The organism is Streptococcus sp. 2021WUSS126, from assembly GCF_044427255.1.
Lineage (GTDB): Bacteria > Bacillota > Bacilli > Lactobacillales > Streptococcaceae > Streptococcus > Streptococcus hashimotonensis.
In genome coordinates, this window is record NZ_JAOTGI010000019.1 from 12,694 (window position 1) to 36,863 (window position 24,170).

15 protein-coding genes, 12 tRNA genes, 1 rRNA gene and 1 pseudogene are annotated in these 24,170 nt (G+C 43.6%); 3 read left to right on the forward strand and 26 right to left on the reverse strand.

Annotated features, from left to right (window positions below; all coding sequences use genetic code 11):
• Positions 1 to 209: 209 nt before the first annotated feature.
• Positions 210 to 1,121: pseudogene (locus ODU39_RS07775) on the forward strand (S66 peptidase family protein); the annotation flags it as partial.
• A 33-nt stretch (positions 1,122 to 1,154) separates the two neighbouring features.
• Here ODU39_RS07775 and ODU39_RS07780 read toward each other — a convergent pair.
• From ODU39_RS07780 to pbp1b, 4 genes are all read right to left on the reverse strand, one after another.
• Positions 1,155 to 1,529: a DUF1033 family protein gene (locus ODU39_RS07780; RefSeq protein WP_024385120.1), complete on the reverse strand. Its 375-nt coding sequence runs from the start codon at positions 1,527 to 1,529 to the stop codon at positions 1,155 to 1,157.
• A 147-nt stretch (positions 1,530 to 1,676) separates the two neighbouring features.
• Complete coding sequence (gene rpoC, locus ODU39_RS07785; RefSeq protein ID WP_044683538.1) at positions 1,677 to 5,324, reverse strand: DNA-directed RNA polymerase subunit beta'; 3,648 nt, start codon at positions 5,322 to 5,324, stop codon at positions 1,677 to 1,679.
• Between the two features lie 177 nt (positions 5,325 to 5,501).
• Positions 5,502 to 9,074, reverse strand: a complete 3,573-nt coding sequence (rpoB, locus tag ODU39_RS07790) for a DNA-directed RNA polymerase subunit beta (protein WP_002936570.1) — start codon at positions 9,072 to 9,074, stop codon at positions 5,502 to 5,504.
• A gap of 248 nt (positions 9,075 to 9,322) precedes the next feature.
• On the reverse strand, positions 9,323 to 11,746 hold the full coding sequence (pbp1b, locus tag ODU39_RS07795) for a penicillin-binding protein PBP1B (protein WP_398579832.1): 2,424 nt from the start codon (positions 11,744 to 11,746) through the stop codon (positions 9,323 to 9,325).
• Between the two features lie 146 nt (positions 11,747 to 11,892).
• Between pbp1b and tyrS the strand changes: the two genes are divergently transcribed.
• Both tyrS and ODU39_RS07805 read left to right on the forward strand, forming a co-directional pair.
• The gene (gene tyrS / locus ODU39_RS07800) at positions 11,893 to 13,149 is read left to right on the forward strand and encodes a tyrosine--tRNA ligase (protein WP_029172114.1); all 1,257 of its coding nucleotides are present in this window, start codon (positions 11,893 to 11,895) and stop codon (positions 13,147 to 13,149) included.
• 56 nt (positions 13,150 to 13,205) lie between these two features.
• Positions 13,206 to 13,583, forward strand: coding sequence for an HIT family protein (locus ODU39_RS07805; protein WP_398579833.1), 378 nt, complete (start codon positions 13,206 to 13,208; stop codon positions 13,581 to 13,583).
• A gap of 27 nt (positions 13,584 to 13,610) precedes the next feature.
• On the opposite strand, the gene ODU39_RS07810 is transcribed toward ODU39_RS07805, so the two are convergent.
• From ODU39_RS07810 to rrf, 22 genes are all read right to left on the reverse strand, one after another.
• Entirely contained in the window at positions 13,611 to 13,820 is a 210-nt protein-coding gene (locus ODU39_RS07810) for a heavy-metal-associated domain-containing protein (RefSeq protein WP_105121963.1), read from the reverse strand.
• 180 nt (positions 13,821 to 14,000) lie between these two features.
• Positions 14,001 to 14,471: a CopY/TcrY family copper transport repressor gene (locus ODU39_RS07815; protein WP_172013627.1), complete on the reverse strand. Its 471-nt coding sequence runs from the start codon at positions 14,469 to 14,471 to the stop codon at positions 14,001 to 14,003.
• Between the two features lie 102 nt (positions 14,472 to 14,573).
• The gene (locus ODU39_RS07820; protein ID WP_398579834.1) at positions 14,574 to 16,082 is read right to left on the reverse strand and encodes a zinc ABC transporter substrate-binding protein AdcA; all 1,509 of its coding nucleotides are present in this window, start codon (positions 16,080 to 16,082) and stop codon (positions 14,574 to 14,576) included.
• Positions 16,083 to 16,091: 9 nt separating this feature from the next.
• Complete coding sequence (locus ODU39_RS07825) at positions 16,092 to 16,904, reverse strand: metal ABC transporter permease (protein ID WP_002936593.1); 813 nt, start codon at positions 16,902 to 16,904, stop codon at positions 16,092 to 16,094.
• Positions 16,897 to 17,601, reverse strand: coding sequence for a metal ABC transporter ATP-binding protein (locus ODU39_RS07830; protein ID WP_024404806.1), 705 nt, complete (start codon positions 17,599 to 17,601; stop codon positions 16,897 to 16,899). The genes ODU39_RS07825 and ODU39_RS07830 overlap by 8 nt, the downstream gene beginning before the upstream one ends.
• Positions 17,602 to 18,045: a zinc-dependent MarR family transcriptional regulator gene (locus tag ODU39_RS07835; RefSeq protein ID WP_012774904.1), complete on the reverse strand. Its 444-nt coding sequence runs from the start codon at positions 18,043 to 18,045 to the stop codon at positions 17,602 to 17,604.
• 169 nt (positions 18,046 to 18,214) lie between these two features.
• Positions 18,215 to 18,403: a hypothetical protein gene (locus ODU39_RS07840; RefSeq protein ID WP_044761752.1), complete on the reverse strand. Its 189-nt coding sequence runs from the start codon at positions 18,401 to 18,403 to the stop codon at positions 18,215 to 18,217.
• 196 nt (positions 18,404 to 18,599) lie between these two features.
• The gene (locus ODU39_RS07845; protein ID WP_398579835.1) at positions 18,600 to 19,430 is read right to left on the reverse strand and encodes a hypothetical protein; all 831 of its coding nucleotides are present in this window, start codon (positions 19,428 to 19,430) and stop codon (positions 18,600 to 18,602) included.
• A gap of 6 nt (positions 19,431 to 19,436) precedes the next feature.
• A complete protein-coding gene (locus ODU39_RS07850; protein ID WP_398579836.1) occupies positions 19,437 to 22,496 on the reverse strand; it encodes an SEC10/PgrA surface exclusion domain-containing protein in 3,060 nt (1,019 codons plus the stop codon).
• A 491-nt stretch (positions 22,497 to 22,987) separates the two neighbouring features.
• Positions 22,988 to 23,071: transfer RNA gene (locus tag ODU39_RS07855), tRNA-Leu, on the reverse strand.
• A gap of 11 nt (positions 23,072 to 23,082) precedes the next feature.
• A tRNA-Gln gene (locus tag ODU39_RS07860) sits at positions 23,083 to 23,154 on the reverse strand.
• Positions 23,155 to 23,165: 11 nt separating this feature from the next.
• A tRNA-His gene (locus ODU39_RS07865) sits at positions 23,166 to 23,238 on the reverse strand.
• 7 nt (positions 23,239 to 23,245) lie between these two features.
• Positions 23,246 to 23,316 (reverse strand) — tRNA-Trp (locus tag ODU39_RS07870).
• Between the two features lie 7 nt (positions 23,317 to 23,323).
• Positions 23,324 to 23,404 (reverse strand) — tRNA-Tyr (locus ODU39_RS07875).
• Between the two features lie 20 nt (positions 23,405 to 23,424).
• A tRNA-Phe gene (locus tag ODU39_RS07880) sits at positions 23,425 to 23,497 on the reverse strand.
• A 15-nt stretch (positions 23,498 to 23,512) separates the two neighbouring features.
• Positions 23,513 to 23,586: transfer RNA gene (locus ODU39_RS07885), tRNA-Met, on the reverse strand.
• 9 nt (positions 23,587 to 23,595) lie between these two features.
• Positions 23,596 to 23,685, reverse strand: a tRNA-Ser gene (locus ODU39_RS07890).
• 5 nt (positions 23,686 to 23,690) lie between these two features.
• Positions 23,691 to 23,762: transfer RNA gene (locus ODU39_RS07895), tRNA-Glu, on the reverse strand.
• A 6-nt stretch (positions 23,763 to 23,768) separates the two neighbouring features.
• Positions 23,769 to 23,842: transfer RNA gene (locus ODU39_RS07900), tRNA-Ile, on the reverse strand.
• 30 nt (positions 23,843 to 23,872) lie between these two features.
• A tRNA-Gly gene (locus ODU39_RS07905) sits at positions 23,873 to 23,943 on the reverse strand.
• A 5-nt stretch (positions 23,944 to 23,948) separates the two neighbouring features.
• Positions 23,949 to 24,021: transfer RNA gene (locus ODU39_RS07910), tRNA-Val, on the reverse strand.
• A 23-nt stretch (positions 24,022 to 24,044) separates the two neighbouring features.
• A 5S ribosomal RNA gene (gene rrf, locus ODU39_RS07915) occupies positions 24,045 to 24,160 on the reverse strand.
• Between the last annotated feature and the right edge of the window lie 10 nt (positions 24,161 to 24,170).

The window sequence follows — 24,170 nt, forward strand, 5'->3', positions numbered from 1 at the left end:
AATAAAAAAGCTTGGAGGCTCCTATGAAAAAATTAAAAAAAGGCGACCATAAATCACCAAATCTCCCACACTACTAACGTTTAAGTCAACATCTCAGCGCAGTGGTTGATTGGCAGATTTGTTCGTTTTACACTCCAAATCTGACCTAATCAACTGTGCGGGGGCGGTAAGACGAACTCTTTAAAGTCTTCGAGTTCTGTACCGCTCCCAGCCCCTCTTCATCTATTGAAAGAATTGGTGGTTTTGAAGCCAATCTTGCTGCCAAGGAAAGATTAGAAGACCTGGGCTTCAAACTCACTTTCTCAGAACATTATTTTGAAAACGATATTTTTGATTCAGCTCCGATTGCCAGTCGTGTTGCGGACTTGGAAGCAGCCTTTGCGGATGAGTCGGTCGATGCCATTCTGACAACCATTGGCGGTTTCAACTCTAACGAACTGCTGCCTTATCTGGATTTTGACCTAATTGCCCGCCATCCGAAAATTTTCTGCGGTTATTCGGATACGACCGCCCTGCTCAATGCCATCTATGCCAAGACAGGCATGCAAACCTACATGGGTCCAGCTTATTCAAGCTTTAAAATGGTGCAAGTCCAAGAGTATCAAACAGAAGCCTGGCTCAAGGCTGTGACACAAGACTCCTATGATTTGACGCCTAGTCCTGAATGGTCCAGCGATGCCTGGTACCTACCAGACGCCCCTCGCACCTTTTACCCAACAGAGTGGAAAGTCTACAATCCAGGCCAGGCTTCTGGTATTGCCATCGGCGGAAACATCTCAACCCTCAACCTACTGACTGGGACAGAGTTTGCTCCCAGACCAGACAAATATATTCTATTTTTAGAAGAGGCGGAAGACGACGATTATCTCATTATCGCTCGTCATTTGACAGCTCTTCTACAAACCTATCCCAATCCCCAAGCTGTCCTCATCGGTCGTTTTCCTAAGGAAACCAAGATGACCGAGGAGATTTTGTTGGCGATTTTGGACAAGCACCCTATTCTCAAAAAAGTTCCTGTTCTCTACGATTTGGACTTTGCCCATACCCAGCCTCTGTTTACCATTACAATCGGTGGTCAAGTTGAGCTCGATACCGAAGCCTTTTCTATCAGATTCAGCTAAAAAGGATTGCTCACTAGGGCAATCCTTTTATTTTTATGAATCATAGTTGACACATTTTCCTTGTCTTAGCTTGCAAGGGCGAACTCGCGGTTGTTGTACCGGTTTAGTAGCAAACCCTGCAGGTAAATTTTCTCTCGCTTCTACCAACATCAGCGAATGATACCGCTGCAAATATTCATCGCATTCCTCACACCAATGCTGGTCTGATTCATCCCAAAAAGCCACCATCGTTCCATTCTTACTTTTCTTCATTGGAAAATCCTCTGATAGCCGTACCCACTCTTTTTGAAAAGCATTCAGTGCATCCTCATAGCGATCAAAAGCAGCCCTACTGGTAACATCCTCTTCCCAACCATCTAAGAACCACCAAGGTTCAAAATCTCCATACATTTTAATAACTTGATACATAATATTACTTCCTTTTTCGTACACATTATATCGAAATTGTATGATTTAAGAAAACATTCTGCTTGTTAATTCCTTATCAAGTCATATATATGTTTCTTTCCGAATATCAAAAAGCACATCCCTCAAAGAGAGATGTGCCATCTTAATTTACTCAGTTACTGCAGCAAGTTCTGCTTCTGCTGCAAGTTCTTCAGCTACTGTGTCTTCAATGATTTCAACTTCATTGATGGCTTGTGGTTCTAGATTACGGTAGCGGGCCATACCTGTACCTGCTGGGATAATCTTACCGATAATAACATTCTCTTTAAGACCGAGAAGGTTATCGCGTTTACCACGAATGGCTGCATCTGTAAGAACGCGAGTTGTTTCTTGGAAGGATGCGGCAGACAAGAATGAGTTGGTTTCAAGGGACGCTTTTGTGATACCCATAAGAACTGGACGAGCTGTTGCCGGAATACCACCTGCAATAACCACTTCCGCATTGGCATCTGTAAAGTCGGTAATATCCATGAGGGTACCCATGAGAAGATCTGTATCTCCTGGATCCATAACACGAACTTTACGAAGCATTTGGCGAACCATTACCTCGATGTGCTTGTCGCCGATTTCTACACCCTGGCTACGGTAAACTTTTTGAACTTCAGAAAGAAGGTAAGTTTCAACCGCCAAGACATCACGAACTTCAAGCAAGCGTTTTGGTTGGATAGAACCTTCGGTAAGGGCTGCTCCACGTGCAACTTGGTCACCAACTTCAACCTTCATACGAGCTGTAAATGGAACCACATATTCGCCTTCGCCAGTTTTACCTTTAACAAAGACTTTCTTGGTACGAGTAGAAGCATCTTCTTCAATAGCGATAACTTCACCTTTAACCTCAGTGATAACCGCTTCCCCTTTCGGATTACGGGCTTCAAAGATCTCTTGGACACGAGGAAGACCCTGCGTAATATCGCTGTTTGAGGCTACACCACCCGTGTGGAAGGTACGCATCGTAAGCTGTGTACCAGGTTCACCGATAGATTGAGCTGCAATCGTACCGACTGCTTCACCCACTTCAACCGCATCACCTGTTGCCAAGTTGATACCGTAACAATGACGGCAGACACCGTGACGAGTGTTACATGTAAATACGCTACGGATGGTTACTTGTTCAACACCTGCATTGACAATTTCACGGGCAATATCTTCAGTAATCAATTGGTTTGGACCAATGATAACGGCTCCTGTTTCAGGATGTTTAACAGTTTTCTTAGTGTAACGACCTTGCAAACGCTCTTCAAGTGGCTCAATCATTTCCTTGCCATCTGTGATTGAACGGATGTCAAGACCACGGTCTGTTCCACAGTCGTCTTCACGGATAATAACGTCTTGGGCAACGTCAACCAAACGACGAGTTAAGTAACCTGAGTCGGCTGTCTTCAAGGCCGTATCCGTCATACCCTTACGGGCACCGTGAGTTGAGAAGAACATTTCCAATACAGAAAGACCTTCACGGAAGTTAGACAAGATAGGCAATTCCATGATACGTCCGTTCGGAGCTGACATCAGACCACGCATACCGGCCAACTGGGAGAAGTTGGAAATGTTACCACGGGCACCGGAGTCCATCATCATAACGATTGGGTTCTTCGGATCTTGTTTTTCAACCAGACGTTTTTCCAATTTTTCCTTAGCTGAACGCCATTCATCTGTAACAGCTGCATAACGCTCATCGTCAGTAATCATACCACGACGGAATTGTTTCTTGATTTGTTCTACACGTTCGTGAGATTCTTCAATGATTTCAGCCTTGTTGTCGATGACCGGAATATCCGCAATACCCACAGTCAAACCAGCGAGTGTTGAGTGATAATAACCCAAGTCTTTCAAACGGTCAAGCAGGGCTGATGTTTCAGTTGTACGGAAACGCTTGAAGATTTCAGCGATGATGTTACCAAGATTTTTCTTCTTGAATGGTGGGTTGATTGGCAATTCTGCAATAGCAGCCTTGATGTCTGAACCTGGTTCCAAGAAGTATTTATCAGGGGTTCCTTCTGTCAAGTTAGCATTGTTTGGCTCTTGCAAGTATGGAAGACCTTCTGGCATAATCGCGTTGAACAAGATTTTTCCGACAGTTGTCATCATGACCTTGTGTTTTTGGTTGTCTTTCCAAGGTTTATCAAGGCTATCTGTTGCAATACCAACACGGGTATGCAAGTGAACATAGCCGTTGCGGTAAGCCATAACAGCCTCATCCGCATCCTTGAAGACCATACCTTCACCTTCACGACCAGCATCTTCCATGGTCAGGTAGTAGTTACCCAAAACCATATCCTGAGATGGTGTTACGACTGGTTTACCATCTTTAGGGTTAAGGATGTGTTCTGCCGCAAGCATAAGGATACGTGCTTCTGCTTGCGCTTCTTCTGACAATGGAACGTGAATCGCCATCTGGTCACCGTCAAAGTCGGCGTTGTAGGCTTCACAGACAAGCGGGTGCAAACGAAGGGCTTTACCATCGATCAGAACTGGCTCAAAAGCCTGGATACCCAAACGGTGAAGGGTAGGTGCGCGGTTCAAAAGAACTGGGTGTTCTTTGATCACTTCTTCCAAAATATCCCAGATACGATCATCCCCACGTTCAATCAAACGTTTTGCAGCTTTTACGTTACCAGCAATATCACGGGCAACGATTTCGCGCATAACAAACGGTTTGAAGAGCTCGATTGCCATTTCACGTGGCACACCACATTGGTACATTTTCAGCGTTGGACCAACGGCGATAACGGAACGTCCTGAGAAGTCAACACGCTTACCAAGCAAGTTTTGACGGAAACGTCCTTGCTTACCTTTAAGCATGTGGCTGAGTGATTTAAGTGGACGGCTACCTGGTCCTGTGATTGGACGACCACGGCGACCGTTGTCAATCAAAGCATCCACAGCTTCTTGGAGCATACGTTTTTCGTTTTGTACGATAATTCCTGGAGCGTTAAGTTCCAAGAGACGAGCCAAACGGTTGTTACGGTTGATAACACGGCGGTAGAGTTCGTTCAAGTCAGATGCGGCAAAACGACCACCATCCAACTGAACCATCGGACGCAAATCTGGTGGAATAACTGGAAGGATGTTGAGAATCATCCACTCAGGCTTGTTACCAGATTTATAGAAGGCATCCAATACATCCAAGCGACGCACTGCTTTAATGCGTTTCTGACCAGAAGCTGTTTTCAATTCTTCTTTCAAGGCTGCGATTTCTTTTGGAAGATCAACTTGTTTCAAGAGGTCCTGGATGGCTTCTGCACCCATTTTGGCAACGAATGAACCATAACCATATTCACGCAAACGCTCACGGTATTCGCGCTCAGTCATGATTGACTTGTGCTCAAGCGGTGTATCTTTTGGATCGATCACCACGTAAGCTGCGAAGTAGATAACTTCTTCCAAGGCACGTGGGCTCATATCCAAGGTCAAGCCCATACGACTTGGAATCCCTTTGAAATACCAAATGTGTGAAATTGGTGCTTTCAACTCAATGTGTCCCATACGTTCACGACGTACTTTTGCACGAGTTACTTCAACACCACAGCGGTCACAAGTAATCCCTTTATAACGGATACGTTTGTATTTACCACATGAACACTCCCAGTCTTTTGTTGGACCAAAGATGACTTCGTCAAAGAGTCCATCACGTTCTGGTTTAAGTGTCCGATAGTTGATTGTTTCAGGTTTTTTAACCTCACCGTAAGACCATGAACGAACCTTACTTGGTGAAGCTAACGTGATTTGCATACTTTTAAATCGATTTACGTCAACCACTAATAATCCCTTTCTTTTCTTGTGAGAGGCTGGATTCCCAGACCTCAAATTCTTGAACAATAATCAGCAGAATGGATAGCTGGTAAGCTATTCCTCTATAAATCAGACGGTGGAAGACCGTTGGTCCTTGTCTCTTTCAGTTCTGAGATTTGGACCAACTTGTTCCATCCATTCTCATTATTCTTTGCCTTCTGCTTCTTCTGCTGCAAAGGCTGCGGCTGCATCAGCTGCGGCTTTTGCACGTGCTTTTTCAAGATCATCTACGTGGATGATGTCATCATCTTCACCTTCATCAAGGTCACGCAATTCTACTTCATTGTTGTCTTCATCAAGGACACGCATATCCAAACCAAGTGATTGCAATTCTTTGACAAGAACGCGGAATGATTCTGGAACACCTGGTTTTGGAATTGGTTTACCTTTGGTGATGGCTTCATAGGCTTTAAGACGGCCTGTCACATCATCTGACTTGTAGGTCAAGATTTCTTGAAGGACGTTAGAAGCGCCGTAGGCTTCAAGGGCCCAAACCTCCATCTCACCGAAACGCTGACCACCAAACTGAGCCTTACCTCCGAGTGGCTGTTGGGTAACGAGTGAGTATGGTCCGACTGAGCGGGCGTGAAGTTTATCATCAACCATGTGGTGAAGCTTGATCATGTACATGACACCGACAGATACACGGTTGTCAAATGGCTCACCTGTACGGCCATCGTAAAGAATGGTTTTGGCATCTGAATCCATACCTGCTTCTTTAACAGTTGACCAGAGGTCTTCTGAACTTGCACCATCGAAAACTGGTGTTGCGATATGAATGCCCAAGTTGCGAGCCGCCATACCCAAGTGAAGTTCCATAACCTGACCGATGTTCATACGTGATGGCACCCCGAGTGGGTTCAACATGATGTCAACTGGTGTTCCGTCTGGAAGATATGGCATATCCTCAACAGGTACAATACGTGAAACGACACCCTTGTTACCGTGACGACCGGCCATCTTATCTCCGACCTTGATCTTACGTTTTTGAGCGATGTAAACACGAACCAACATGTTAACACCTGATTGCAATTCATCACCGTTGGCACGAGTAAAGATTTTCACATCACGAACGACACCATCGGCACCGTGAGGTACACGAAGAGAAGTATCACGTACTTCACGTGACTTGTCACCGAAGATAGCGTGCAAGAGGCGCTCTTCAGCAGAAAGATCTTTTTCACCTTTTGGTGTGACTTTACCAACAAGAATGTCGCCCTCTTTAACTTCGGCACCAATACGGATAATACCCATTTCATCCAAGTTGCGAAGAGCATCTTCACCAACGTTTGGAATTTCGCGAGTGATTTCTTCAGGGCCTAACTTGGTATCGCGTGTTTCTGATTCGTATTCTTCCAAGTGAACAGATGTATAGACATCGTCTTTCACAAGGCGTTCAGACATGATAACCGCGTCCTCGAAGTTGTAACCTTCCCAAGTCATGTAGGCAACGATAGGGTTTTGACCAAGAGCCATTTCCCCATTTTCCATAGAAGGTCCATCTGCGATGAAGTCGCCTTTTTCTACGATGTCACCCAATTTTACAAGGGTACGTTGGTTGTAGGCTGTACCAGAGTTTGAACGACGGAATTTAGAAATGTGGTAGACATCAAGCGAGCCGTCTTCACGACGCACTTCTACCTTGTCCGCATCTGCATAAACAACTTTACCATCGTGTTGAGCGATGATTGCTGCACCTGAGTCGTGGGCAGCCTGGTATTCCATACCAGTACCAACGTAAGGTGCTTTTGGATCAATCAATGGAACAGCCTGACGTTGCATGTTGGCACCCATGAGGGCACGGTTGGAGTCATCGTTTTCCAAGAAAGGAATACATGCTGTCGCAACGGCAACTACCTGCTTAGGAGAAACGTCCATGAAATCTGCTGAATCTGCTGGGAACTCTTGGTTGTTACCTTGGTGACGTCCCATAACAATCTTATCAACGAAACGGTTGTTTTCATCAAGTGGAGATGTTGATTGTGCTACGATGTAGGCATCTTCTTCGTCCGCTGTCAACCAAACGATTTCGTTCGTTACTGTACCAGTTGCACGGTCAATCTTGCGGTATGGTGTTTGGATGAAACCATACTTGTTGAGGTGACCATAAGATGACAAGTTGTTGATCAAACCGATGTTAGGTCCCTCAGGCGTTTCAATCGGACACATACGACCATAGTGAGTGTAGTGAACGTCTCGAACCTCATAACCAGCACGGTCACGAGTCAAACCACCAGGTCCCAAGGCTGACAAACGGCGTTTGTGAGACAACTCAGAAAGTGGGTTGTGTTGGTCCATGAACTGTGACAACTGAGATGAACCAAAGAATTCTTTGATTGCGGCTGTAACAGGACGGATATTGATGATTTGTTGTGGCGTCAATACTTCATTGTCTTGAACAGACATACGCTCACGCAAGTTACGTTCCATACGAGTCAAACCGATACGTACTTGGTTAGCAAGCAATTCACCAACGGCACGAATACGACGGTTACCCAAGTGGTCAATATCATCTACACGACCAAGACCCTCAGCCAAGTTGAGGAAGTAGCTCATTTCAGCCAAGATGTCCGCAGGTGTTACTGTACGTACGTTTTCTGCTGGATTAGCATTACCAATCACCGTCACAACACGTTCTGGATCCTTAGGAGCTACAATCTTGAATTTCTGCAAAAGAACTGGCTCAAGAAGAACAGCGTTGTCATTTGGAATATATTCTACCAAGTTGAGCTCATCGAATTGTGCTTCTACTTTTTCAAGCACATCACGACTCAATACAGTACCAGCTTCCAAGACGATTTCGCCTGTCTCACCGTTAATCACATGCTCAGCAAGTGTTTGGTTGAGCAAACGAGTACGGAGGTTGAGTTTTTTATTAATTTTATAACGACCAACAGGTGCCAAGTCGTAACGACGTGGGTCAAAGAAACGAGCTGTCAAAAGGCTACGAGAGCTTTCAGCTGTCTTTGGTTCACCTGGACGAAGGCGCTCATAGATTTCCTTAAGTGCTTCATCTGTACGAGAATCTGCTGGGTTTTTATGAATATCTTTTTCGATGGTATTGCGAACCAATTCGCTATCACCGAAGATGTCAAAGATTTCATCATCGCCTGAGAAACCAAGCGCACGAACAAGCGTTGTGAACGGAATCTTACGCGTACGGTCAATACGAGTGTAGGCAATGTCTTTTGAGTCTGTTTCCAATTCCAACCAAGCTCCACGGTTAGGGATAACCGTTGAACCATAACCTACTTTACCGTTCTTATCTACTTTATCATTGAAGTAGACACCTGGTGAACGAACCAACTGAGAAACGATGATACGCTCTGCACCGTTGATGATGAAGGTACCCATTTCAGTCATGATTGGAAACTCACCGAAGAAGACTTCTTGCGTCTTGATCTCGCCAGTTTCTTTATTCACCAGACGGAAAGTTACATAAATTGGAGCTGAGTAGTTCGCATCATGCGCACGCGCCTCTTCCAATGTATATTTAGGTTCTTTCAATTCATAACCAACGAATTCCAATTCCATGGTATCCGTAAAGTTTGAAACTGGAAGTACATCTTCAAAGACTTCTTTCAAACCATAATCTAAAAAGTCTTGGAAAGAGTCCGTTTGGATTTCAATCAAATTTGGTAAATCAAGAACTTCCTTGATTCTTGAAAAACTACGACGGGTACGGTGCTTACCGTACTGAACTTCATGTCCTGCCAAGTTAATTCTCCTCTATTTTTCTATTGATTTTTCTGCAAAATCAAACACATTTGCCTTTTGTTAGAATTTTTAGAATCTTTAAGAATAGGTAACAATTCTCAAAAAAATTCCTCATAGACACAAAAAGAGCAGCTAAATCTTCCTTTGAAAAAGTTTGATTTAACTGCTGCAAGCCTTGTTTGGACAATATTTCAAACAAGACACACGACAAATAATTTACACTATTATAGCACAAGTACTAGGAAAAATCAAGGTGAATCATTATTCGCTTGCTCACTAGTTGCTGTTTGCGTTTCTGATGATTGGTTCGTGTTATTAGCTGAAGAACTCGTGCTAGTCCGAGTCGAACTGCTTCGTTGGGTTGAGCTACTTGATGTTGGTGTTTGCGAGCCGATAATTGTATTCCAAGCCTGTGCTCGGTCACTATCTGTCCCCCCAACCATGAAGTTATAGCTCGTTACTGGTGCACCATTTTTAGCCCAATAACTAGTTGTCATCGCACCGCCAACTGTTACTTGGCGCCCATTTACCTGTGTCGTCCCTGCACGTTGACCTGTAGAAGCAACGACGCTAGAAGCAATAACACTACTGTCTAACTCAAATTTTCCTGCGAACATATCCGCATTAACATTGTAAAGAGCATCAACCATATGGGCCACATATTGTGAATTATTGTGGTAGCCAGTCCAGACATACATTTCTGAGTTATCATCATTCCCAGCCCAGGTACCTAAAGTTACTCTAGGGGTTGATAGCATGAGCCACACGTCATTGACTTCATTACTTGTTCCCGTCTTACCGACGAAATCAGACGATGCTGCCTGTGGGTTTAAACCACTCAATCGACTCTTGAACGTCGTAGTATACCCAGAGTTGACAACCTGTCTCAAAAGCTGGTTCATGATACTTGCAGTTGCTTTAGAATAGACCTGAACCGGAGCAGCTTCATGCTGATACACTACTGTTCCATCAGAGGCAGTAATGCTTTCAACAATGTAATGTTTGTTATAAACACCACCATTTGCCAAAGTTTGATAGGCATTTGTATTTGTCAATACTGAAATTTCAACACCACCGCCCAACGGTACACTTTCAATATCGTACATAGGAATATGATAATTCATTTTATCCATGTACGCTTTGGCATCTACACCTGCATTTCTCATCATCTTATAGGTCCAAAAAGCAGGAATGTTAACAGAACGGTCAATAGCCGTCTGTAAGTTCATCATACCAGTACCACGTCCTGAACCATACATAATCGGTTGTCCACTTGAAAAGTTCGTTGGATAATCTGAAAGGATGCTGGCAGAACCTATCAAACCTTGATCAATCGCAATACCGTAAGCTAACAGAGGCTTGATGGTTGACGCTGGCGAACGAAGAGTATCAAAGGCATGGTTATTTTGGTTGGTTGCATAATCGCGACCTCCCACAAATCCTAAAATGGCTCCTGTGGCATTATCAATTAACACACTACCTGTCTCAACATATTCGTTTCCATCATCCAAAACAGATCCATAATTTGCCACAACAGACTGCATTGCCGCATAGATTTTTTGATCAACGGTACTCTTAATCGTGTAGCCACCTTGGCTCAATTCTTGCTTGGCCAACTCCTCATAGGATGCCTTTGTTTCATCATTTTTCAAGTCATTTTTAGAAACCTTGTCACGTTTCACCAGGTAATCAAACATAACCTCCTGCGCTTCTTCCATGACCTTGTAATAGAGATAATCTTTCGTATCCGCCATTACAGGAGCTGGAGCAATAAAATCTTGTTTAATATCGTAGGCTTTATAGGTTTCGTATTCTTCCTTGGTCAAGAATGACGCCCGATACATATTAAAGAGAACATCTTGATAGCGTTCAATACCGTAAACCATATCTTCATCTGATTTACGTGTTCCATCTGATGCATAGGGAGAATAAACAATCGGACTTTGCGGTAAGCCTGCAATAAAAGCAGCCTGCGGAACAGTCAAGTCTTTCGCTGGTTTACCAAAAATTCCCTGAGCCGCAGCTTCTACCCCTGCAATATTTCGTCCCTGATTATTTCGACCAAATGGAGAAACATTTAGGTAAATGGTTAAAATCTCTTCCTTGGTCATATTCCGCTCTAATGCCAAAGCCGAAACAATCTCATTAGCCTTACGCGTAAAGGTTGGAGCATCTCCGACAAGTTGCTGTTTTATCAATTGCTGCGTCAAGGTTGAACCACCACTAGATGAGCCTAGACCAACTGATCCCAGTGCCGCACGCAAAACAGCCTTAGGCACAACCCCATTGTGGGTTCCAAATGTTTCATCCTCTGTCGCAATTACAGCCTGTTTTAGATAATTAGAGACCTCTTCCGAAGTAATGGGTACACGAAGCAAATCTGAATTAACTTCCGACACCAAGCTACCATCCGAATAGGTAACGGTGGAAATCCGACTAACTTCTGAAACCTTCGCTACCAGTTCCTCTGTTTTGGGAATCTTAACGTCATCGAAAAGACTAACCACGAAACCAATTCCTATACCCGCACCAAAAAGACCGAATAGGAAGACCAAGACTGCTACTGAATTGAATAATAATTTCAGCGTCCGAAGGAAAACTCCCACTACATCCCCTAAGCCTAGGGCACTGATTTTCTTTTTAAAATCTTGCTTATCTGATTTAGTCGCCATATTAACTCCTTATCGTTCCATTATACCAAATTTTGTTTATTTTCCGCAATTTCATGGTATAATAGGAGAGAATTTTTTAATGGTGAGATGCGGTTTTAGCTTGTAAAAAACTCAAAAACCAAAGCATCTTGTTGAAGGAGAAACGCATGAACATTTTTGAAGAACTAAAAGCACGTGGCTTGGTCTTTCAAACGACTGATGAAGAAGCCCTAGTAAAAGCATTAACAGAAGGGCAAGTATCCTATTATTCTGGCTACGACCCAACTGCCGACAGCCTGCATTTGGGGCATTTGGTACCAATCCTCGTCTGCCGTCACTTGCAATTAGCAGGGCACAAACCTTACGCTCTAGTTGGTGGAGCTACTGGTCTGATTGGCGACCCTTCCTTCAAGGATGCGGAGCGCAGCTTGCAAACCAAAGATACCGTAGACGGTTGGGTAACAAAAATCCAAGGTCAACTCTCTCGCTTCTTGGATTTTGAAAATGGTGACAACAAGGCCGAAATGGTCAACAACTACGACTGGTTCTCAGACATCAGCTTTATCGACTTCCTCCGTGATGTTGGTAAATACTACACGGTCAACTACATGATGAGCAAGGACTCTGTGAAAAAACGGATTGAAACAGGGATTTCCTACACCGAGTTTGCTTACCAAATCATGCAGGGTTATGACTTCTACGAGCTCAATGACAAGCACAATGTGACCCTTCAAATCGGCGGTTCTGACCAGTGGGGCAATATGACAGCAGGTACTGAATTGCTTCGTCGCAAGGCTGACAAGTCTGGTCACGTGATGACTGTTCCTCTCATTACCGACTCAACAGGTAAGAAGTTTGGTAAGTCAGAAGGCAACGCTGTTTGGCTCGATGCCGACAAGACTTCACCGTATGAAATGTACCAATTCTGGCTCAATGTCATGGACGACGATGCCGTTCGTTTCTTGAAAATCTTTACTTTCTTGTCACTTGATGAGATTGCTGAGATTGAAGAAAAATTTGACGCTGCCCGTCATGAACGCCTAGCTCAGAAGATTTTGGCTAAGGAAGTCGTGACATTGGTTCACGGTGAAGAAGCTTACAAACAAGCCCTTAACATCACCGAGCAATTATTCGCTGGCAACATCAAAAACCTATCCGCAAAAGAACTCAAACAGGGCCTCAGCAACGTTCCAAACTACGCTGTCCAGGCTGAAGACAACCTCAACATCGTTGAACTCTTGGTTACCTCTGGTATTGTCAACTCAAAACGCCAGGCTCGTGAAGACGTAGCAAATGGTGCCATCTATGTCAACGGTGAGCGTGTGCAGGATTTGGACTATACTCTTTCTGACAGCGACAAAATCGACGGCGAGTTGACCGTTATCCGTCGTGGGAAGAAAAAATATTCTGTTTTGACTTATTAATATTTTTCAAGGAAATCCTATGTGATTTCCTTTTCTGCTAACCTAGGAGAAATGACATGACCTGTATTTTTTGTCACCAACTCAATGAAAATGACATTCTCTACCAGACGGAGCATTTCAAGGTCGTCTGGGACATTGACCCTGTCCAAACAGGGCATCTGCTGATTATCAGCAAGGAACACTATGACACGCTCCACCAAATCCCTCCTGCTGTTCGCTATGAACTGTCAGACCTAGAAGTCTTTTTGACTGAAAAACTCTGTCAAGCATTGGCAATTGACGGCGTGACCATAGCCTGCAACGACCGCTTGTTTGATGCAGGCACCCATTTCCATGTCCACCTGATTCCACGCTTTCAATCAGACGGCTTCTGGGACCAAATTTCACTTGCACAAGTGCAACTGGATCTGACTCACTTTCTCAAAGCATTATAAAGAGCAGCCCGACGGCTGCTTTTTCACTTATATCAATTCTTCCACTTCATAGATAGTATCTTCCAGCACCTCTTGGTACTGTTCCAAGTCATAGGCCACAGAGGTTTCCACCTCCGCCAACTGCTGATCCAGCTGGATGTTCACCTCTTCCACCCCGTCCAAGTCCAAGAGGTGATTGGTCACGTGTTTAACACAGTTTTGGCACGATAAGTTTTTCAATTTCAAAGTTTGCTTCATATTCTTTCTCCTTTTTTATACTCAATGAAAATCAGATTCAGACTAGCTTCAAAGGTTCGGGGAACCTTTGGAGGTTGGAAATTGGGCGAACGTCTTCGTTTCTCCAAGAGCAGATAGACCCCTACTACTTTCGCATTTTCAGGTAGCAGGCTGTAAAGCTCCACCGGAGCTTTACACTCATCAAGTCAAGTCAACAACGTCTGAGGTTGATTTTCGAAGAGTATGATGATGCCCGCAGGTACATTGCCCCGCCAAGCACCGACAAGCGATTTGCTCGGGTGCAGTCCTTTGTAACTGCGAGATTTTGCTGGCCAGATTCTCTAGGCTTTTTTTGGAAAATGCCCCTGTGTCTAGCAGTTTTTCAACCAGTTGCCCCTGTTTTGTGGAACATATGGTAGCTAGTAAGAGTTCCACCTGCCCCTGCAAATGTTCTTCTTCACTGATCAGCGGATAATAGTGGTATTTGCTAGTTTCCTTAGCCATTCTCAAATAGTTTTTCTTCCGCAGCCGCCCTAAAAGTGTCTTAATGGTCGTCGCCTGCCAATCAAAGCCTTCCTGCAAGGCCTGAATAATTTCCTGAGAAGTCGCACCAGGCTGGGCCCACAAGACCCGCATGACCTGCCACTCCGCAGCAGAAATTGTCTGCTCCACACATTCACCTCCCAACAATCATTTTCTAACTTTAGTTTACATTTGTAGTCAAAAATTGTCAAGAAGAAAGACTGAACATCTTGCCCAGTCTTCTCATTATTCTTAGTGAGCCAGCATTTCCTGACCAATTTCCAAACCAGTCAAACCAACAGGGTAGTATGTCGGCCAGTTTTCCAACTCTTCCAAGAGTTTTTCTTGGCTCTCTCCACCAAAATAGATATGGAAGTGACCTGTTTTAACAGGGGCAATATTGTGGTCGCTAAATTGAACATACTTATAGTTACCAGCATTTGCATCCGTTGCTTCAAACAAGAAACGAACACCACGATTTCCTTTTTTGTAGGTCAAAATCTTATAACCCACATACTTATATGTGAATTTTTCTTTCTTATCTCCCACTACAAATTCCATGGTATTATCTGTAATGTTAATTTGATCAACATCTGTTTTGTAGCCTGTATCGTAATAAGCCTTGTACTCTTCAGCTGTCATACCACCTTTGATCTTAGCCTTGTAATCCCAGACCTGATCTAGTGTACCATCAAGCAAGTATGGATAAACAGATTGCCACTCACCTGCATAATCTGAAAGAGTACGATCTTTTACGGCACTATCTTCAAAATAACCATTATAAACAGTTTGCGCAGTCTCAGCACCTTCTTCTGGCAAAATTTCAGAACCTTCTTGGGAAGTTGTTTTTTCAAGGGCAGTCAGATTATCTTCCATAACAGAAATATAATCCTTACCATTTTTCATATCCTCATCCGTCAAACTTTCAAGAGGATTAAGAACATCCAACTGAACCCCAGTCTCTTTAGCAAGTGTTTCTGCAACAGATTTTGACGCATTTTCTTCAAAATAGATATACTTAATACCATATTTATTGATATACTCTGTCAATTCCGCTAGACGTGATGGAGTCGGATCCTCATCTGCAGCAACACCTGTAATAGAAACTTGTTTCAAACCATAGTCCAAAGCCAAATATGCAAATGCAGTATGTTGTGTAACAAAGTATTTCTGTTTCGCAGCAGATAATGTTTCAGAATACTTCATATCTAAAGCATCTAATTTCTCAATATAGGCTGCCGCATTTGTTTCAAAAACATCTTTCTTTTCTGGGTATTTAGCTACCAAACTATCACGAATATTTTCTACAAGTGTGATGGCACGCTCAGGAGACAACCATACATGCGGATCATAAGCATGGCTATGCCCCTCCTCACTATGGTCGTGATCCTCACCTTCTTCACTACCTGGTAACAAAAGCATCCCTTCCGTCGCACTAATCACATTAACCTTTGTTGTATCAAGTGATTTTTCAACATCATGAACCCATGTTTCCATATTTTCATTTTCATAAACAAAAGCATCTGCCTCTTGGATACGAGCAATATCTTTAGCTGACGGCTCATAACCATGAACCTCTGTCCCAGCCTTAACCAACAGATCAACATTTGCCTCATCACCTGCTACCTGCTTGGTGAACTCATAAACAGGATAAAAGGTCGTTACAATATTCAACTTCCCATCTTCAGAAGCTGTGCTATTGCCACAAGCCCCTAAAAGCAAAGTTGAGACAGACAAGAATAATAAACCAACTTTTTTCATCTTAACTCCTTATTTTTTAAATTTTTGAACAACATTCACCAGTAAGAAAATACTAATGAAAATCAAGGTAATACTTGCACTCGCTGGGGTTTCTGCATAGTAAGAAGTCAACAACCCCATGACCATTCCAAAAAAGCCAATGCCCATCCCAGTAAAGATAACAGCTTTAAAACTCTTACCAAGTCGCAATGCAATAGAAGCAGGCAAAACCATAATTGTTGAAACCAGCAAAGCACCTGCCGCAGGAATCATTAGGGCAATGGCAACACCAGTCACCACATTGAAGGCAATGGACATAGCTCGCACAGGCAACCCATCTACAAATGCCGTATCCTCATCAAAGGTAAGAATATACATCGGACGTAAAAACAACAATGTCAGCACAATGACAATCACAGCAATCGTAAACAAAGCAATTACCTGCTCCTGACTAATCGTCACAATCGAGCCAAACAGATATTGTTCCAGGCTAAGCCCTGATTTCCCACCAGATTTATTCATGACAATAAGCGAAATAGCCAAACCAGTCGACATGAGGATAGCCGTCCCAATTTCCATAAAATTCTTGTAAATTGTCCGCAAATACTCTAAAAATACAGCTGCCACAATAACGACAAGTACAGTCGAAAGCGTTGGTGAAATCCCCAATACCAAACCAAATGCAACCCCCGCCAACGAAACATGACTAAGAGTATCCGACATCAAACTCTGTCGTCTGAGTATCAAAAAGACCCCCAAAATAGGCGAGAACAGACTCATCGCAATGATTGCCAGGAAAGCACGCTGCATAAAGTCATAATGAAATACAGATAGATCAAACATCGGCAACCTCCTCATCCGCTTCATGAACATTGAAACAACGCCAAGGAGACTGCTGATCACGAACCAAGTGAATGTTTCGATCAGCATACCTATTCAGCTCATCAGGATCATGAGTTATCATCAGAACCGACTTTCCATGCTTCTTAGCCGAATGATGCATGAGCTGGTAAAAAGCATCCTTGGTCCCTGCATCCATCCCTGTTGTCGGTTCATCCAGAATAAAAATATCCGGATCCGAAGCAAACATACGCGCAATAACCGCGCGTTGCTTCTGCCCACCACTCAAAGCACCTAAGCGCTTATCCCGATGTTCCCACATTCCAACTGATTCCAAACTAATCCGAACATGTTCCTCATCATGGGCTGTCAAACGACGAAACCAACCTTGTCGAGGATAACGCCCTGATTTTACAAATTCGTAAACCGTGCTCGGAAAACCAGCATTAAAACTTGCAATTTGCTGAGGTAAATAGGCCATTCTCAACTTCTTACCTTTTATACTCTTCTCAGCAATAGAAACCCTCCCCTGTTTGGGCTTCAATATCCCCAAAGTCGCCTTAATGAGGGTTGTCTTGGCTGCGCCATTCTCACCAGTCAAAGTCACAAATTCCCCACTATCAAGATAATAATGAATATGTTCTAAAACCGGTTCTTTGTCGTAGTAAAACGACAAGTCTTCCACAGTAATATATCTCATTTATTTTCTAATCTTCTCCACTAACTCACTTAAGAATCGAGCAATTGACTCCTGCTCTTCGAGACTATAATTTTCCAAAAGCTCCTCATAAGCTTCCAAGGTATGCGCGTGATGATGAGCATGCTCTGCAGCAATAGGCTTAGCAGCCTCAGTCAAACTAAAGCGAACAATACGAGCATCCTTATCATCTCTAACCGCCACCAGTAACCCCTGAGCAACTAATGACTTTGTAGCCTTCGTGATCGCAGCCTGACTAACATTCAACTCCTTAGCAATCTCAGTATTAGTATATGCAGCCTTTTCAATAAGCATCAAAATATGCTCCTGCGTATTCGTCAACTTCACCGTGCTTTGACAAGAACCAACCAAAATCTCCAATTGATTCTCCGAACTCAAAACAATCTCGTGCAGGTACTTCTCAATTTCTAATGCAATACGATTCATAGGCATCCCCTTAACCTTTTAATTAACTTGTTAAGTATACCACATAGAAAACAAAAAAACAAGGAAAATTTACTGAAAAAGAGTAGATCTATCCATAGCAACTCATAAGCCTTCTTAATAAAAAAGAAACACCAATTTCTCAGTGTTTCTTCATTTCAAACTATTCTTACTACCTGTTAATAGCAGATTCCGCCTCTGTTGTAACATCCCTATACTCGAGATTAGTCAAGCTTGCATAGACATCATCGATACTATCACGATAAAAATGATCCGACTGAGCAGATAGCTTAACCATTTTATCTTTATCTACTTCACTCGGTGCTTCTAGTGTAACAATACCATCCTTGTCAATAATCAATTTAGAGAAATTGTAAACATAGAAATCTGTTGAAGTTTTGACAAAAGCATCTTCTTTTAAAAGAAACCGATAGATATTCTTTCGTTCCCACCTGACAAGCCGTTAACACCAAAACTGACAAGGCTACAAAACCTACTCTTAATAATTTCTTTTTCATCTTTCTCCTACAAGCCAGGACTTCTCCAGTTCATTTGAATCAGCGAATAGTTGCATGGACGCCGTAACGCTCCATGTTAGCTAATTTTTCATTAGCTCGCGCATTCTGGATAGTTGCCCTTGCCGCAGCATCTTCCAAATGAGCCTGCCCTTTACGAAGTCGTTCTGCCTGATCACGCAGTTGTGAAATTTGAGCATTACTCCGCGCCAATTGTTCCGCCATTTTTTTCTGTTGATTCATCACAGATTGTTGATGCTGTTCTGTCCGCCAAAGGTTAGCAGCTTCTTGGAAATTCGTTGCACGGAAATCCTGCAACAAGACCAACATACCCGCAAAATCTGTCAAATTTGCAAAATTATCAGGAATCAGAGATAAGAAATAAAGAAGTGTCTGGTTGCTTTCCAATGCTAACTTATCTGCAAGGAGCGATTGATATTCTTGAGAATGTTCCGCTTCAACAGTTGCTTCTTGAGTAACCTTCTCAAGTTGTTTCTTACTAAGTACATTTACAGTATAATTGAGACCGAAAGCCGAATGTTTTTTATTAGTCGGTCTAGCCATAAGCCACATAAAGAGACGGACTGTAGCCTGCCCAAATAGATACATCACCCCCATCATGAAAAGAGCGTTGAAAAAGCCGTTGCCGAGTTCAACCACTCCCATCAGGGCAAAAATGATACCACCAATATTTCCATTCCGATTATACTTAGCTGTTGTAACCTGTTTAACACGTGTACTAATAGTCTGTTCAACAATAGAAGACATTTTATTCTTAATAGTAAAGAATTCATCAATCTGCACATACAAATACTGCAAAATATCAATGAGTTCCTCGCGACCAAATTGGTTTATATTTTGTTGTTCTGCCATTCTTTCCTATCCTCTTCTCCGTTTTTTTGCATAACCTAGTCCAAGACCAGCAAGGGCCGTATAGCCTAACAATACCAAAAGGCTTTCTTGTGAGCCCGTTTGTGGCAGCTGTCTATACTTTTCAACTCTGCTATAAGTGATTGGCTGTAGCTTAGTACCTGCAGTTTGGTTGCCATCAAAGTAGCCCACAATCTTACCAACTTTATCTGTGATAGCAATCGGTTGACCGCCTGCATCATTGATAGCTTGTCTCTGAGCCACAATCTGTGCTTGGGTATAAGCCTCCTTCACAGCCTCATATTGAGCTTTAGCATCACGTTGGTTCTTCAAGAATTGGTCCAACTTATCGATTTCAGCGTCAAGGGTTGCTTTAGCAGCAGTGTGAGCCTCGATAGCTTTTGCAAGCTCCGCTTGAGCGTCTGCAAGGACTTGGTCCGCATTTTTGAGTGCTGTAAGCTTAGCCACTTGTTCAGCAAGTTGCGATTTCAATACAGCGATTTCATCTGCAATCTTAGCTTCTTCAGCCTTCAATGCCTCTACTTTCGATTGAGCTTCTGCAAGAACGACTTCGCTTGTAGACTTAGCTTCTTTCAGTTGAGCCAATTTTGCTTCTTCAGTAGTCAATTGACTTTTCGCATCTTCAAGAGCTTTAGTCTTGGTTGCCACGTCAGCGTTGAGGTTGTCAACAGCTTGTTGAGCCTTAGTCAAACGAGTTTCAGCAGCTTGACGAGCAACGGTTGCACTTGTCAAGGTAGCCTGGGCGGCTGGTGTTTGGTCAGCGATTGCTTCAAGGTTTGCAATGGTTGCACGAGTTGCAGCAAGTGCAGATTGAGCCTTGTCATTTGTAGTTCTTGCCTGAGCAAGAGTTGCTTTGACACTTGTGTCTGCTGTGACAGCTTTTGCTTGAACCGATTTCGCATCTTCAAGGGCTTTCGTCTTGGTTGCTACGTCAGCGTTGAGGTTGTCAACGGCTTGTTGAGCAGCAGCAAGGCGCGCTTCTGCGGCTTTACGCACAGTGATTGCACTTGTCAATGTAGCTTGGGCGGCTGGTGTTTGGTCAGCAGTAGCTTTCAAAGCAGTCAATTGAGCCGTAGTTGTTTGTAAAGCTGATTGAGCTTGGTTGTTAGCAGTCGTTGCACTAGCAAGGGTTGCTTGTGCTTGCTTGTCAGCTTGTGTCGCTTGAGCTTGTACTGTCTTAGCAGTTGCCAACTCAGCCTTGAGGGCTGTTGTGTCGTATGGTGATGCGATAGTGTTGCCACCCTTATCGGTAAATTGAAGGCTATGAGCACGTCCAAATCCACCAGGTGTTACACTTGTAACAAAAGCTCCGCTAATTTTTGTAGCATTAGTTGCATATAGTGGTTGGTGCCAATACTCATTTGTAAGGTGACCATAATTATCATTATAATCTGTACCCCACGTATTAATTGACATCGTTAGAATTTGTTGATATAGTTCCGTCATGGTGGTAGTTTTAGTGGAGATATAACCAATTCCCTCCGAGTTATATCTTACATTATCATTACCATCATTCCTTAATGCTGTATAACTATGTCCACTGGAATTTTTATTTTCTGCAGCATAGTTTTTAGCAATTTGCATTGCAGCTTGTACGGCATCGGTTGTAACAACGACATCTTGAATGCTTGTTCCCCAAATTTGTTTACGCACAGCATTTTCAATGTAGACATAGTATTGTGATAATGCTGTTACTTGCTCTTCTGTTAAGTTTGAAGGGTCAACCACAGTTGTGTCAACAGGAGTTACCATTGTTTGATTATGGCTAACTAAATCGGTAGTATACCAGTTGTTAATAGCATCAAACAAGGCATCTTTATTACTTTGAGACTTATCCTTCACAAATGCCTTATAAGCATTGATAACATCTTGTGACAGTTTTGGTGTTGTTAAGTTATCAAAAGCTGCGATGTTAGCTGTCAATTCTGCCACTTTGTTGTCGGCAGCTGTTTTTGCGTCTGCTTTAGTTTTCGCATCAGCCTGTGCTTGTGCAAGAGCTGCCGCTGTTTGGTTAGCAGTCGCTTGTTGTTGCGTTTGTGTTTCAGTAAGGCTTGCAATTTCGCTGGCCTTTTTAGCATCCGTAGCTTGGGCAGTTGCAAAGTCAGTTTTTGCCTTGTTTTCGTCTGCTTGAGCTTGTGTAAGGTCTGCTTGTGCATCATCACGCTCTGCAATGATTGTAGCCGCACCAGTACCGTCTAGTGCCTTTTGGGCCTTATCAACCGCCGTATTGGCATTTACCAAGTCAGCCGCCGCTTTTGTAGCATCTGCTTGAGCTTGTGCAAGGTCACTTGCAGTCTTATCAGCTGTTGCTGATTGAGTAGCTTCAGTTTCTTTAGCAGTTGCCAAGTCACTTGCTTTCTTAGCATCCGCTGCTTGTGCAGTTGCGAGGTCGCTTTGTGCCTTAGTTTCATCTGCTTTAGCAACTTCAAGGTCACTTGCAGCATCGTCACGTTCTGCGATAATTGTCTCTTTACCTGTGCCATCTAGAACTGCTTGTGCATTATCCACAGCTGTTTGAGCATTGTCCACAACAGTCTCTTGAGCGTCACTGGCCGCTTGGTCACTATTTACTTTAGCTTGTGCATCATCGGCTTTTGCTTGTGCTTCAGCTGTATTTTCAGCGGTTTGAGTAGCCTTGCTTTCAGCTTTCGCAATGTTCTCATCAGTCGCTTCGGCCTTGTTTCTTTCAGCCTCTGCAACCACTCCAGTGGCCCTTTCAACCACGTTTGCGGCGTTTTCTTCAGCAACACTCGCATCCACCACCACAGCAGTCTGATCAATTACAGCCTGGTCAGCAGCAGTCTTAATGCTAGCCGCCTGATTAACCGTTGCTTCAGTCGGTGTTTCTGTTACAACAGCAGTACCATTGGTCACGATAACACCTGATACCGTCTCAATACCTACACTAGCTGTCAGAGACACCTCGGGGCTCTCTACAGGGCTTGTAGGGGAATTTACAGTTTCTTCAGCATGCACACCATTTGCAATTACAAATGAGCTAAGAGACGCTACTCCAATAGCTGTGCTCTTTATCAGTTTCTTGCCCATCAATTGAATCTCCTTTTTTAGCAATTAGGAAAGGCTTGGCTGTAAAGTCAAGCCTTGTTATACTAGTATAACAAGCGATTTGTCAAGTATTTTGTGCAATATTTTCATTTATTTTGTCAAAAAAAGACCTAAATTTTTCACATACTTTTCCAAGTCAATAAGAGATAAGAAGAACACCCCCATGACAAAACTTCACCTCTTAGAGAAATCCTCAAACAGCCCCATGAAAACTTGTCATCAGCCCAAAGAAAAAACTGAAAGCATTATTTTCCATGCCCAAATTAATCAACACCTTAAATACAGGAAACAACTGTAGCAATTTTCAGAAGCCCACCTTCTCAACTTTCCCATTATCAACATACTAAAGTAGAAGTACTATAGCAAATCTAACATTACTACAATGTCAGAAATATTCTGAGCCTAAAACCACCCTACCCGCCAAACAAAGCAAAAAAAGAAACGCTGATAAATCAACGTTTCTTCATAAACTATACCGGCGGCCGGGGTCGAACCGGCACGCCCGTGAGGGCACTGGATTTTGAGTCCAGCGCGTCTGCCAATTCCGCCACGCCGGCATATAGTTGAACTGGGGTAGCTGGATTCGAACCAACGCATGAGGGAGTCAAAGTCCCTTGCCTTACCGCTTGGCGATACCCCAATATTAAAATAGGCGAGTGAGGGGAATCGAACCCCCGAATGTCAGAGCCACAATCTGATGTGTTAACCACTTCACCACACCCGCCATATAACACGGGCAGTAGGAATTGAACCCACACTGAAGGTTTTGGAGACCTTAGTTCTACCTTTAAACTATGCCCGTAAAGGTATGGAGAGAGAGGGATTCGAACCCCCGAACCCGAAGGAGCGGATTTACAGTCCGCCGCGTTTAGCCTCTTCGCTATCTCTCCGAAATATAATATTAAATTAATGGCGCGAGACGGAATCGAACCGCCGACACATGGAGCTTCAATCCATTGCTCTACCAACTGAGCTACCGAGCCAAATTCTTAAAGAAATTGCGGGAGCAGGATTTGAACCTACGACCTTCGGGTTATGAGCCCGACGAGCTACCTAGCTGCTCCATCCCGCGATAGTAGTAAGGAGGATGTGGGATTCGAACCCACGCACGCTTTTACACGCCTGACGGTTTTCAAGACCGTTCCCTTCAGCCGGACTTGGGTAATCCTCCAAATATAGTCCGTACGGGATTCGAACCCGTGTTACCGCCGTGAAAAGGCGGTGTCTTAACCCCTTGACCAACGGACCATATAATGGGCACGAGTGGAATCGAACCACCGACCTCACGCTTATCAGGCGTGCGCTCTAACCATCTGAGCTACGCGCCCAAACCAAGTTTGGGTATGAACTATGTTCAAAGCGGGTGACGAGAATCGAACTCGCGACAACAGCTTGGAAGGCTGTAGTTTTACCACTAAACTACACCCGCTTATATGGGAGTTAACGGGATCGAACCGCTGACCCTCTGCTTGTAAGGCAGATGCTCTCCCAGCTGAGCTAAACTCCCAAATGGAGATCTCTCTCCAACTTGCTAAGCGACTACCGTATCTAACAGGGGGCAACCCCCAACTACTTCAGGCGTTCTAGGGCTTAACTACTGTGTTCGGCATGGGTACAGGTGTATCTCCTAGGCTATCGTCACTTAACTACTGAGTC